The sequence below is a fragment of the Clostridium gasigenes genome (genome assembly GCF_017348895.1).
In the GTDB taxonomy this organism is placed as follows: domain Bacteria; phylum Bacillota; class Clostridia; order Clostridiales; family Clostridiaceae; genus Clostridium; species Clostridium gasigenes.
The window spans coordinates 231,801-245,406 of sequence record NZ_CP071376.1; the positions used below are offsets into that span (position 1 = coordinate 231,801).

The window sequence follows — 13,606 nt, forward strand, 5'->3', positions numbered from 1 at the left end:
ATGTCCCTAAGGGAGCTCCAAAAAAATAACAAGCCAATATGCTAGTCTATTTTGTGCCATAGGTTGCACCTTGACTGGTTATTTTTTTAATGCTTAAGTTAAAATATTACTTCTTTAATTTCATCTTCAAGGACTACTACCATTATGCTACTGCCTCTACCTGCTCTATTTTGAAGTTTTATTTCTTCTATATCTAGTTCTTTCTTTTCTTTATTCTTAGATACAAGAGTTATTTTATTTTCAATAGTTACTGAAATTTCTGAATCATTTTGTTTATTTGGTATAACTATAGCTTTACCAAATAAAACTGAATCATCTTCTTTTAAACTTATGCCTGTTACCCCTGTAGCTAATTTACCCATGGCGTTTACATTTTCTGATGAAAATTTAATTGCCATTCCTCTTTTAGTTACCATTACAAGTTCTGCTTCCTTAGAATTACAAATTTCTATAGATACTATTTCATCACCTTCATACTTAAATTTGTATGAAATTTGATATGAATAACTTCCATCAAACTCTTTTAAATAAGTTTTCTTTATCATTCCCTTTTTTGTGAATAAATAAACTATTTTATCATCTTCAAATCTCTTAATTGAATATAATTGTATTACAACTTCACCTTTAGCTATATCATCAATAATAGTTTTTAACGGAATTTCTTCTTTATCTACGCTTTGAAGTAAGAATGCTGGAACCTTATATACTCTTCCAAGGTTTGTAAACATAAGTACTTCACTTTTAGAATCTGTATTCACTTTAAGTTTATCTTGCTTCCTAGCTCTTTGAAATCCTTTAATATTCCCCTTAGCTGTTACACCAATTGTAAACTCTGCAAATTCCATTTTATCTGAATACTCTACACTAAGAACTTCATCCTTAGCTGAAATATTAAATAATTGTAATCCTAATATATTTCTTGGTTCTTCTTCAATTTCTGGTAACTCTAAACTGAATTTTAATCCTCTTTTAGTTTCAACTCTTAAGAATTCCGATTTATTATTTTCTTCCAATAAAGTTATATCCATAACTTCATCACCGTCTTTTAATTTTAAAGCTTGTAGCTTTGTATAAGTTGTTTGGAATTTGTCTAAGCTACTCTTTTTAATATAACCTTGAGTTGTAATAAATTGAAGCATCTTATTTGGCATCATTGATGATACCGACATTACTGAAACTATAACTTCTTTATCTAAGTTTAAAGTCTTAATTAATCTATCAACTTTTTCGCCTTTTTCCTTCCACTTAAGTTCCGGTATATTAATCCCCTTAGTCTGATACATATTCCCCTTATTTGTAAATATCAGCAATGTATCTCTTGTATTCGATTTAACAAGGAATTTAAGACTATCACCTTCTCTATAATCAATATCTTCTGGATTTGCATTTGATCTATTATAGGTTTTAAGAGGAATACTCTTAATAAATCCATCTTTTGAAAGAGTAACCATTATATCTTCTACTATTATTAATTCTTCTATATCAATTTTAGCTTCACTATCATCTTCTATAATAGCCGTTCTTCTTGGGTCTTTAAATTTTTCTGTTATTTCTATTAACTCAGTTTTAATAACCTTCAAAAGTTCACTTGGATTTTTCAATATATTTTTAAGCTTCTTAATTAACTTTTCTAATTCATTATATTCTTTTTGGAATACTTTTATTTCAAGACCTGTTAATCTATAAAGCATTAATTCTAAAATTGCATCAGATTGAATTTCAGTAAAATCAAATCTAGCTCTTATATTTTCGCCTGCATCCTTTTTAGATTTTGAAGCTCTAATTATTTTAATAAGCTCATCTAAAACATCAATTGCTTTTATAAACCCTTCTACAATATGGAATCTTTTTTCCGATATTGCTAATTCTCTTATAGTCCTTCTTGTAACTATATCCTTTTGATGGTTAACATAATGCTCAATTATAGTCTTAAGCCCCATTGTTTGAGGTTTCCCATCTGCAAGTGCTACCATATTAAAGCTTATGTTACATTGAAGGTCAGTTTTCTTAAATAAATATTTAAGAACTTTATCAGCCATATCTTCATCTACAGCTTTTCTAAACTCAATAACAGAACGAATCCCATTTCTATCTGATTCATCTCTAATATCAACAATAGATTCTAACGCTTTTGCATGTCTTTTATCGCCTGTCATTTCTGATATTAGTTGAAGCATCTTCGCCTTATTTCTTCTATACGGAAACTCAGTTATTACTATTCCAACTCTTCCATTTTCCAATTTTTCTATAGAACACTTAGATCTTAAACTTACTTTACCTTCACCTGTTTCATAAGCCGCAATCAAAGAATTTCTACCTATAAGTATTCCACCCGTTGGTAGATCTGGTCCTTTGATATGATTCATTAACTCTCTAGTTGTTATTTCTGGATTATCTATATAAGCAAGTACTCCATCTGTAACTTCACCTAAATTATGTGGTGGTATGTTAGTTGCAAGTCCAACTGCAATACCAAATGTTCCATTTACAAGTAAATTTGGATATCTACTTGGTAATACCTTAGGTTCTAGTTCACTCTCTGAATAGTTAAGAACCATATCTACTGTATCTTTCTCTATATCTCTTAGCATTTCCATAGCAATTGGTGCAAGTCTTGCTTCTGTATAACGCATTGCAGCCGCTCCATCACCATCACTTGAACCCCAGTTTCCTTGTCCATCAATAAGTGGTGCTCTTGTTGAAAAGTTTTGAGCCATAATTACCATAGCATCATAAACAGAAGTATCACCATGTGGATGATACTTTCCTAAAATATCCCCAACTATTCTAGCTGATTTATAATAAGGTCTATCTGGATATGCTTTTAATTGATAGGCTCCATATAATATTCTCCTATGTACTGGTTTTAAACCATCTCTTACATCTGGAAGAGCTCTTTCTTTAGCTACCTCAATAGCATAAGGAAGATAATTATCAGGCATTGCCTCATCAATTGGCACTCTTATAATATTATTATCTCTTGGTATCTCATTAACTTTTTTCGCCATAACACTTCTCCATCCTTATCTATTAAAATTCTCCGTATTTATACATATATTTCCTTCTAGGCTCAACAATTTCCCCCATTAGAAGTGAAACCATTTTTTCTGCTTTTGTAGCATCTTCTATAGTTACCTGCATTAATGTTCTTGACTCAGGATTTAGTGTTGTTTGCCATAATTGCTCTGGGTTCATTTCTCCAAGCCCTTTGTATCTTTGTATAAGAGCTCCCTTACCTATTTCTTTTTTAACTTTTTCTAAATCTTCATCACTATATGCATATTTAGCTACTTCTCCACTTTTTGTGTTTTTATAAACTTTATACAATGGTGGTCTAGCTAAATATAAATGTCCATTTGCAATAAGTGGTCTCATATATCTGTATATATAGGTCATCCATAATGTTCTTATATGGTATCCATCTACATCTGCATCACTCATAATAATTATTTTATCATACTTTAAATCCTGCTCTTTATAATTATCTAATGTTCCTGTTCCTACAGCAGTATTAAATATTTTAAGTTCCTCTGAGGCTAAAACATTTTCAAGCTTTTGCTTTTCAGTATTCATTATTTTACCTTTTGAAGGCATTATTGTTTGGAATCTTCTATCCCTAGCTTGCTTTGCAGACCCTCCAGCGGAATCTCCTTCCACTACAATGAATTCATTTACTGTTTTGTCTTTTAACGTACATACAGCTACCCTACCTGCAAGTGGTGATGTCCCCTTACCTATCTTTTTCTTTTCAGCATCATTAATTTTTTTTATTTTTTCTCTTCTTTGAGCTGCTTGAAGGGCATTATTAATAATACTAGTTGCGAGTTCTTTGTTATCTTCTATCCATTCGCTAAACTTAGTGTATGCTAAATCATTCATCATTGTATACGCTTCAGAGCTTCCAAGTTTTGTTTTAGTTTGTCCCTCAAATACAGGGTCAGTAATTTTAATTCTAAGGATAGCGGTCATACCTTCTCTTAAATCATCACCTTCAAAATCCTTATCCTTTTCTTTCACTAATCCTAATTTTTTCGCACCTTCTTTAAAACTTCTTGTCATCCCAGTTTTAAATCCAGTTTCATGAGTACCAGCTTCTGTAGTTGGTATATTATTAACATAACTTCCAATATACTCTGTAGTTGAATCTGTAAACTGAATACATACTTCTGCATACATTTCTACATTCTCTAATGATCTTTCGCCATCAAAAATTATAGGATTTGGATGAAGTGTTGTTTTACTTTCATTTAAGTATTCAATAAAGTCTAAAAGACCTCTTTCTGAGTAATATTCTTTCTTTACTTCTTCATCTTTTCTTTTATCTACTAACTCTAAATGTATTCCTTTATTTTGAAATGCTAACTGTTGCAGTCTTTCATCAATAATATCAAATTTAAAATCAATTGTTGAGAAAATATCCTTATCTGGCATAAATGTAACTTTAGTTCCTGTTTTTTTACTTGTGCCCACTATATCTAGCCCAGTAACAGCTGTTCCTGGCATATCTTTTTTTAGTTCTTTATCATAGGAATATTCAAACCTTTGTTTATATAAGTTTCCTTTTTGATAAATTTCAACTACTAACCATTTTGAAAGAGCATTAACTACTGCGGCTCCAACTCCATGTAATCCTCCAGAAGTTTTATAATTTTTATTATCAAACTTTCCTCCAGTATGCAACTCGGTAAATACCATTTCAACACCAGATTTTTTCTTTATTGGATGTATTCCTGTTGGAATACCTCGTCCATTATCTATTATAGTTATACTTTTATCTTTATTTATAATTACTGTAGTTCTATCACCATGACCATTAGATATTTCATCAATAGAGTTATCTAATATTTCCCACACACAATGATGTAGCCCCTTGCTTCCTGTAGATCCAATATACATTCCAGGTCTTACCCTTACCGGCTCTAGCTTTTCTAAGGAAGTTAAATCCGTAACATCATAGCCCTTAATTATTTCCTTACCCATAACAAACCTCCAAAATTAATTACATCCTAACACTAAGGTATTTTCAAAAAATAACTACTTATATTCTAGTTTATTTTCTTTTAGAGCCCTAATGATTTTAAATAATATATCTTATTTAAAAATTTTAGTTTTTATTATATTTCAAAATATCTATATACAATAATAATTTGTCCAAATTTATAACTTTTTATAATTTTCTATTTATAAATCAACTTTTATAATTTTATTATAATTCTTCTCACCCTAAAAATATATATTCTTTTATTTTTTTTGTCAAACTAATGTTCTCTTATCATTGAAAAATGCCACACTATTTTTCAAAATAATAACCCAGCACCTAAGTGCTGGGTTATTATTTTAAACATCACAAATTTCTATACTTCTAACATGTTTAGTAGGATTCCATTCTTTATTATTTTTATTTAATATACCTTGAATTGTTATTGGTATCCAAGTTAATGTATATAAAGAATATAATAAGAATCTGAAAAAGAAAATACAAGTTTTCTTTCCAAGGAATAAATAAGTTCCAAGTAAGAAAGCTAAATTGTATATAACATCAGCTACTAACACTAGCATTGTATGTTCTTTTCCTATAATTAATGGAATCACCACAAAACTAATAGCGTAGAATATTAATAATATAAAGAATCCTCGTGATATCTTTTTATCTAATTTCAAAATAATTGGTATTATTACAAATTGGATCCCAGCTAATAATGTAAATAGAACATCCCCAAATAAATCATTAAATGAAAATATATTCATTAGCTCTGGATTAATCAGCTCTATACCTGTTAAAAGCATTGATATACCTAACATTAAAGTTAAAAATGGTTGTATAACATATAATGCACAATCTAAAATAAACCATTTCTTCTCTTTTAAACCTTTTTTCAGTAACTTAAAGAAATATCTAGAAGCTACATCTGTAAATCCTTGCATCCATCTTTTTCTTTGTATCCATGATTGTTTTAACGTTAAAGGTTTTTCATCATAAATAATAGCATCATGAGCCCAACCAACTTTTTCTCCATTTAAAATAAGTTTACATGAAAACTCAAGATCTTCTGTAAGGCAAGTTGCGCCCCATCCCAAATCTTTAAGCATATTTGTATCAATTGCAAATCCAGTACCACCTATTTGGTTTGATAGCCCTACATTTGCTCTCGCCAATTGGAACATTCTATTTTGAGACCAGAATGCTACAGAATACGAAGTTGCAATCCAAGAATCATTTGGATTTTTACTATCTATATATCCTTGTACTACCTTATATCCTTCACTCATTTTTGAATTTATCTCTTTTATCCAATCTGGTGAAACTAAGTTATCTGCATCAAAAACAGCTACTACATCATATTTTTTATTCATTTTAAATATTTTTGCAAACATCCATTCTAAAGCATAACCTTTACCTCTTTGTTCTTTATTAAATCTTTCGTAAACATCTGCCCCATACTTTCTTGCAATTTTAGCTGTATTGTCTGTACAATTATCAGCTATAACAAAAATATCATACATTTCCTTTGGATAATTCTGTTTTTTTAAACTTTCTACAAGATTACCAATAACTACTTCCTCATTATGAGCTGCTACAAGCATGGCAAATCTTTTCTCTGAATTATAAGTTTTCTTCTCATCCTTTCTTCGTAACCCGAAAAAAGCCAAAACAAAATAATACATAGTTAAAGTAAATACTAAAACTTGAAATACGCATGTTACAGCAAAAGTAATTTTCTCCATTATATCACTCCTTAATTAAAGGACTTGCTCCCCATTTTATGTTTAATCCTCTTAATTCAATCCTTTATAAATATATTCTAATCAACTTAAAAAATCAAGTATTGATTTCTTAAAAATTAATTAATTTTTTAATTAACTCTATTTTACTCTTATATTATTATATTTACAAAGTTTTTTAATATGCTTTATATGTCTCAAAAAAATAACAAGTCAAATATACCTTATTATTACTCAAAATAATAAGGATGTCTAAATAGACATCCTTAATTTTTTTAAAATTCCCTTAAACTATTCCTTGAGACATCACAGCTTCTGCTACTTTCATGAACCCAGCAATATTTGCTCCTACTAAAATATTTCCTACTTCTCCATATTCTTTTGCTGCTTCACTAGCATTTTTATAAATATTTTTCATAATACTTTGAAGTTTTTCATCTACTTCTTCAAATGTCCATGATAATCTCATCCCATTTTGAGACATTTCTAAAGCTGAACAAGCAACTCCACCTGCATTTGCAGCTTTAGCAGGTCCAAATAATATCCCTGCATTTTGAATTATTTCAATAGCTTCTAAAGTTGATGGCATATTAGCACCTTCTGAAATAGCTTTTACTCCATTTCCAACTAATATTTTAGCTGATTCTTCATTTATTTCTCCTTGTGTTGCACAAGGAAGCGCTATATCACATTTAATTTCCCAAATTTTTGTACATCCCTCAACATATTTAGCTGATGGTACACTTTCTAAATATTCTTTAATTCTTCCTCTTTTAACTTCTTTAATTTCCCTTACAACATCTAAGTTAATTCCATTTTCATCATATATATATCCATTTGAATCACTTAAAGCAACAACTTTTGCACCAAGTTCAGTAGCCTTTTGTGTTGCATATATAGCAACATTACCTGAACCTGAAATAACAACTGTTTTTCCATTAAAGCTTAAATTATTATCTTTTAACATTTCCTCTGTAAAATAAACTAATCCAAATCCTGTTGCTTCTGTTCTTGCAAGGCTTCCTCCAAAAGTAAGTCCCTTACCAGTTAAAACGCCTTGATCATTTGTACTTCTTATTTTTTTATAATATCCATACATATAACCAATTTCACGTCCACCGACACCAATGTCTCCTGCTGGAACATCAAGATTTGGCCCTATATGTTTACAAAGCTCTGACATAAAGCTTTGGCAAAATCTCATTATTTCTCTGTCCGATTTCCCTTTAGGATTAAAATCAGCTCCACCTTTACCTCCTCCAATTGGAAGACCTGTTAATGAATTTTTAAATATTTGTTCAAATCCTAAAAATTTAACAATACTTGCATTAACTGACGGATGGAATCTTAACCCACCTTTATATGGTCCTATCGCACTGTTAAACTGTATTCTAAAGCCTCTGTTTACTTGTACAGTTCCATTATCATCAACCCATGGTACTCTAAACAATATTTGTCTTTCCGGTTCTACTAACCTTTCCAAAATACCTTCTTGAACATATTCTGGATGTTTGTCAAATACAGGTGCTAATGAATTTAACACTTCTGTTACTGCATCTTGGAATTCTTTTTCCCCTTTATTTCTTTGTTTAACTTGATCTATTACTTTTTGAACATATTGTTCTCCAATCATACTTCCAGCCCCTTTTTTCTTTTTATTTATATAATACATTATAGTAGATTATTTTGCTATATTTTTTTAAATTTTGTTATTTTTTCATTAAATTCATTTTATTTACTTTGTTTTTTTAACAAACCACTAATATAAGGAATATTCAGAAACTCGCAGAGTATTATTTTGTTATAATTACCATATATCATTATGTATTATATCTGTCCTATTACTATAAACTAAAGTATATTGAAAAAGATATATGTAAACTTGGACTATTTTTAAAATAACTAATACACTTTCAAATAAATAACCGCAATTTCTTATATTTTAACTAAAAATATAAGAATTTAACTAGGAGGGCCAAATGAAAATAGGATATGCTTGTACGCCATTACTACTGCCTTTTAAAACTACAAGAAGATTTCAATTAAAATATTATTCCGAAGATATTTTAATTAAATATATAAAAGAAAATTTAGATGACCTTAAAAACATCTTAATATATAATAACTCAGTTTCTATTAAACTTTTTAGAATAAGCTCAGACATTATCCCATTTGGTAGTCATTATATAAATACATTTAATTGGAGCGAATATTTTAAAGATGAACTTTTATCAATTGGTACTTATATAAAAGAAAATAATATGAGAGTTTCCATGCATCCAGGTCAATATACAGTGTTAAATTCTCCTGATAATGAAATAGTAAAAAGATCTGTACTGGATTTATCTTATCAAGCCAAGTTTTTAGATAGCCTTGGTCTAAATAAAACTCATAAATTAATTCTTCATATCGGCGGTGTTTATGGAGATAAACCCGCCGCAATAAATCGATTCATAAATACTTTTTTAAACTTAGATAATAATATAAAGAAAAGATTAATTATAGAAAACGATGAAAAAAATTACTCTATTGATGAAGTCTTATTAATAGGAACTACTTGTAATATTCCTGTTGTTTTTGATAATTTTCACAATTTTTGCTTTGCTGATAATATATATACTTTAAAAGAAATATTAACTAGAGTTAAGGCTACCTGGCCCTTAGATGATGGAAATATTAAAGTTCATTATAGCCAACAGAATTCTTCTAAAAAGAAAGGCTCACATTCCCAAACTATTATAGTTTTAGATTTTTTAAATTATTATAATAATGTTAAAAATTTTGATTTAGATATTATGTTAGAAGTCAAGAATAAAAATGTTTCAACAATTAAAATTTTAAATGTTATAAACGAGTTAAACGGAACTGTTTCTATAGACGAACTTTATAATGAATTAGACAGGTATAAATTAATTATTTTGTCATATGGAGAAGATTGTTTATCAAAAGCTGTTAGTATTTTAGAAACCAAAAACTCATTTATAGATCTGTATTCGTATATAGATACTCTTTTATTATCTAATCAAACTCCACCCTTCTATAATTATAGTTTAAATCGAGCTTTTAAAGAAATGAAAGAATCACTAATTCCTAAAGAAATAAGTCATTTTAATAAATTATATAAAGAAAATAAGTACATTGGTGCTAAGGAATATTTATTTAAACTAGCTTTAAGATATAATCTTCCTATTTATAAATCTTATTATTTTAATTGATACGCTAAATCTATTAAGACATCTTCAAAAAAACATCTTTTATAAACTTAATTTTAAAAATTAAAAGAAGCGCTAATGCGCCTCTTTTTTTCCTAACCAATAAAATATTAAAGCTGTTAACCCACCTAGAATTAAGCCTCCGAAATGTCCAAAGTTATCAATATTAGGTACTGATAGTCCTATTATTATATTTAAAACTATTACTTCTATGATATTCATCATAAAAGACTTTCCTATACTCTTCTTATTTATAACTCCAAACACTAGCATAGAACCAAGTAGTCCAAATACTGCTCCAGATGCACCAACTGAAATACTCTGTGGACTAAGCATATAACTTAGTAAACTTCCCCCTAATGCTGATAAAAAATAAATAATTAAATATTTCTTCCATCCATATATTTTCTCCACTTGAGGTCCTATAACATTAAGGGCCATCATATTAAACCCAATATGTACTAATCCACCATGTAAAAATGCAGCTGTTATAAGTCTCCATACCTGTCCATCATTAATTAGCACATTGACCTTAGCCCCCATATTTGCAAGTGTATATATATCTATTTCGAATAAATTTCTAGCCTTAATTACTGAAACTAAATATATCAATATATTTAAAGAAATTAATATATATGTAGCTTTGTATTTGTTTATTTTTTCTTTTGGAGTTATATCTACCTTAACCATCTTATCAATTATTTGTCCTAAAGGCTTACAACTTTCATGACAATAAGATATTTTTTGGTCTCCTAACGAAAATATAAGTTTATTCTTATAGCTTTCCTTATCTATTAATATATAATCACCATTTGTAACAATTACACTATTTAAAGAATAGGGCTTATTAAAAGTCCTACCTAAAAATTCTTTAGCCTCATTATAGTTAACAGACTCTTCTACATCAGTTGTAACTATAACTGTATAAATAGATTCTCCAAGGTCTAACACTCCAATCCATTTATCTTTATCACTATATTTACTGTGATAATCTTTCATAAAGAAACCTGCTTCTTTAGATAACATATTAAAAAACAGCTTTTCAAACTTTTCCACAAACGCCATCTCCCAAGGTTGGGCACCTTCAAAAAACATATACTCAATTGACTTGTTATTTTTTAAAAATGCCCTATTAAAATACTTATATACTTACTTTAAAACACCTAAATTTCTTTTTCTATCATATCTAGAAGTTCATTAAATCTTTCAATTGTTGCTTCTACTGGTTTTGATGTTGTCATATCAACTCCAGCTTTTTTAAGAATTTCTATAGGGTAATTACTTCCTCCACTCTTTAAGAAAGTAACATATTTTTCTACTGCATTTTCTTTTTTATCTAAGATTGACTTAGCAAAAGCTGAAGCTGCCGCATATCCAGTTGCATATTGATAAACATAAAAATCAGAATAAAAGTGTGGAATCCTTGACCATTCTACATCTATTTCAGGATCTACTATCATGTCTGGTCCAAAGTATTTTTGATTTAATTCTATCCATGCTTTGTTATAATCTTCTGCAGTTAATGGAATTCCATTTTCTAAACTTTCATGGGTATAAAGTTCAAACTCTGCAAACATTAATTGTCTAAATACTGTTGTTCTTATTTGTTCAAGCTCTTGATTTATTAAATATAATCTCTTTTGCTTATCTGTTTCTTTATTAATTAAATAATGAATTAATAAAGCTTCATTAGTTGTTGACGCAACTTCTGCACAAAAAAGAGTGTATCCTGCATAAATATAAGGTTGTTCTTTTCTTGAATAATATGAGTGGATTGAATGACCCATCTCATGAGCTAATGTCGATACATCATTTAACTCATAATTATAGTTAAGTAGCACATATGGCATAGTATCATATCCACCCCAAGAATAAGCTCCGCCTCTTTTACCTTTATTTTGGTATATATCTATCCAGCCATCTTTAACTCCATCTTTAAATATATTTAAATATTCTTCTCCAAGAGGATTTAACCCTTCAACTATCATTTTAACTGCATCATCAAATTCTATATGATTTTTTGGAACCTCAATAACAGGAACATATAAATCATACATATGCATTTCTTCTAAGCCTAAAAGTCTCTTCTTTAATGCTACATATCTATGCATAGATGAAAGATTATCATTAATTGTTTTAATAGCATTACGATATACCTCTAGTGGGATATTATTAGGTTTTAAAGATGAATCTAGTGCCCCTTCATATTTTCTAATTTTTGCACCAAAATTAAAATTCTTAATTGAACTTGAAAGAATTGTAGCTAGTGTATTCTCGAAACCCTTATACTCTTTAAATAAAGTTTTAAAAGCTTCTTCTCTTACAGCTCTATTTTTACTTTTAATAAATGATGAATAATTTCCTTCTGTTAATTCTACCTTTTTGCCATCTTCATCTGTTACATCTCCAAATTTCATATCTGCATTTGTAAAAATACTATGAATTGATGAAGGTGAATCTAAACAATCAGAAACTCCTGCTAATAATTCTTCTTCTGATTTACTTAAAATATGTGGCTTTTCTTTTAAAATATCATTAAATAAGAATTCATAAATTTTAAGTTTTGGATTTTTTTTAATTGATTCTTTAATAAAATTTTCTGGCATCTCAAGAATTTCTGGAACAAAATATGCTGTATATGTTGCAAACTCAGCCATATAACTATCTATTTTACTCATCATCCCTTGATACTTTGAATTTTTAGTATCTTCATCGCATCTTAAATGTGCATAAACATAAATAATTTCTGCTTTTCTAGATGTTTTTTCATAAATATCTAAGTATTTAATAAGATTTTCTGCATTTTCTAATTTTCCTTCAAAGCTTTTTAAATTAGGTGCTTCTTCTTTCAATTCTTTAAAGGCTTTTTCCCATTCCTCATCAGATGAAAATACCTTATTAACTTTCCATTTGCACTTCTCTTCTATTTCATCTCTCATTTTAAGAACTTTACTTTCACTCATATTTTTTAATTTCTCCCTTCTTCATATTAAATAAGGAATTTGGAAAAAAACAACTAATAAATATGTTAGTTGTTTTTTTGAAACTCCATTAAATATATTCTGCTTCCTTTCCTTGGATATCTTTAAATGCATTTTCCATTGATTCTTCTATTAAAGCTACACATTTGTCTATTCTACCTTTTACAACATCATAGTCTTCATTATATTCAAACTTTACTAAGAATGTTGGGTTAAATTCATCTAAAGAATCTTCTATAGCAAATTTATTTTCTTCAAAAATACTATAGTTAAAAACATCGTATATAGCTGAGTATTCCCATTCTTCTATATCTTTATTTGTATCAAAGTATAAATTAATTGTATTATCTAAAACAAATAATTTTTTTACATATAACGCTCCATCTGATACTTTAAAACTTCCTAGCTCCTTTGTTATAAATCCTGTCTCTTTATCTTTTTCCATTAATACTAAACTTGAAAAATCCATATTAATCTTCCTTCCGTGGTTTATTTTTCTTATTTTATCTACACCTCTATTATATGTTGTACCCATAACATAAATCAATATATGTATTTACTTATTGTAAATTTATGGTAATATTATTATAAAAGGTTCTAATTATTTAATTTATGCATCTACAAAATAACAAGTCACCGCAGAATTTATATTTAATAGTTATTTTTAAGATGACTTAATTTACCTTAAGG

Annotated in this window: 8 protein-coding genes; 1 reads left to right on the forward strand and 7 read right to left on the reverse strand. The window is 28.5% G+C overall.

The annotated features are described in order from the left end of the window. Positions 1-98: 98 nt before the first annotated feature. The 4 genes from J1C67_RS01130 to gdhA all read right to left on the reverse strand — a co-directional run bounded on the left by J1C67_RS01130 (position 99) and on the right by gdhA (position 8,356). Positions 99-3,008 (reverse strand): DNA topoisomerase IV subunit A, encoded by a 2,910-nt coding sequence (locus J1C67_RS01130; RefSeq protein WP_167866196.1) that lies wholly within the window; start codon positions 3,006-3,008, stop codon positions 99-101. Between the two features lie 22 nt (positions 3,009-3,030). Beyond that, positions 3,031-4,980 (reverse strand): DNA gyrase/topoisomerase IV subunit B, encoded by a 1,950-nt coding sequence (locus J1C67_RS01135; RefSeq protein WP_167866195.1) that lies wholly within the window; start codon positions 4,978-4,980, stop codon positions 3,031-3,033. 357 nt (positions 4,981-5,337) lie between these two features. Further along, a complete protein-coding gene (locus J1C67_RS01140) occupies positions 5,338-6,726 on the reverse strand; it encodes a glycosyltransferase family 2 protein (RefSeq protein ID WP_089971777.1) in 1,389 nt (462 codons plus the stop codon). Between the two features lie 283 nt (positions 6,727-7,009). Next, on the reverse strand, positions 7,010-8,356 hold the full coding sequence (gene gdhA / locus J1C67_RS01145; protein ID WP_167866194.1) for an NADP-specific glutamate dehydrogenase: 1,347 nt from the start codon (positions 8,354-8,356) through the stop codon (positions 7,010-7,012). Between the two features lie 346 nt (positions 8,357-8,702). On the opposite strand from gdhA, the gene uvsE reads away from it, so the two are divergent. Next, complete coding sequence (gene uvsE / locus J1C67_RS01150) at positions 8,703-9,938, forward strand: UV DNA damage repair endonuclease UvsE (protein ID WP_167866193.1); 1,236 nt, start codon at positions 8,703-8,705, stop codon at positions 9,936-9,938. A 72-nt stretch (positions 9,939-10,010) separates the two neighbouring features. On the opposite strand, the gene J1C67_RS01155 is transcribed toward uvsE, so the two are convergent. The 3 genes from J1C67_RS01155 to J1C67_RS01165 all read right to left on the reverse strand — a co-directional run bounded on the left by J1C67_RS01155 (position 10,011) and on the right by J1C67_RS01165 (position 13,385). After that, positions 10,011-10,991: a rhomboid family intramembrane serine protease gene (locus J1C67_RS01155; RefSeq protein ID WP_167866192.1), complete on the reverse strand. Its 981-nt coding sequence runs from the start codon at positions 10,989-10,991 to the stop codon at positions 10,011-10,013. Between the two features lie 107 nt (positions 10,992-11,098). Then, positions 11,099-12,898 carry an oligoendopeptidase F gene (gene pepF, locus J1C67_RS01160; protein WP_167866191.1) on the reverse strand — a complete coding sequence of 600 codons (1,800 nt, stop codon included), beginning with the start codon at positions 12,896-12,898 and terminating at the stop codon, positions 11,099-11,101. Positions 12,899-12,986: 88 nt separating this feature from the next. Beyond that, positions 12,987-13,385 (reverse strand): DUF6762 family protein, encoded by a 399-nt coding sequence (locus J1C67_RS01165; RefSeq protein ID WP_089971766.1) that lies wholly within the window; start codon positions 13,383-13,385, stop codon positions 12,987-12,989. Positions 13,386-13,606 lie beyond the last annotated feature (221 nt).

What these genes read in the sequence shown, in the direction of transcription:
- J1C67_RS01130 (WP_167866196.1), bottom strand. Translation starts at nt 3,008, where the DNA reads ATGGCGAAAAAAGTTAATGAGATACCAAGAGATAATAATATTATAAGA.
- J1C67_RS01135 (WP_167866195.1), bottom strand. Translation starts at nt 4,980, where the DNA reads ATGGGTAAGGAAATAATTAAGGGCTATGATGTTACGGATTTAACTTCC.
- pepF (WP_167866191.1), bottom strand. Translation starts at nt 12,898, where the DNA reads ATGAGTGAAAGTAAAGTTCTTAAAATGAGAGATGAAATAGAAGAGAAG.
- uvsE (WP_167866193.1), top strand. Translation starts at nt 8,703, where the DNA reads ATGAAAATAGGATATGCTTGTACGCCATTACTACTGCCTTTTAAAACT.
- J1C67_RS01140 (WP_089971777.1), bottom strand. Translation starts at nt 6,726, where the DNA reads ATGGAGAAAATTACTTTTGCTGTAACATGCGTATTTCAAGTTTTAGTA.
- J1C67_RS01165 (WP_089971766.1), bottom strand. Translation starts at nt 13,385, where the DNA reads ATGGATTTTTCAAGTTTAGTATTAATGGAAAAAGATAAAGAGACAGGA.
- gdhA (WP_167866194.1), bottom strand. Translation starts at nt 8,356, where the DNA reads ATGATTGGAGAACAATATGTTCAAAAAGTAATAGATCAAGTTAAACAA.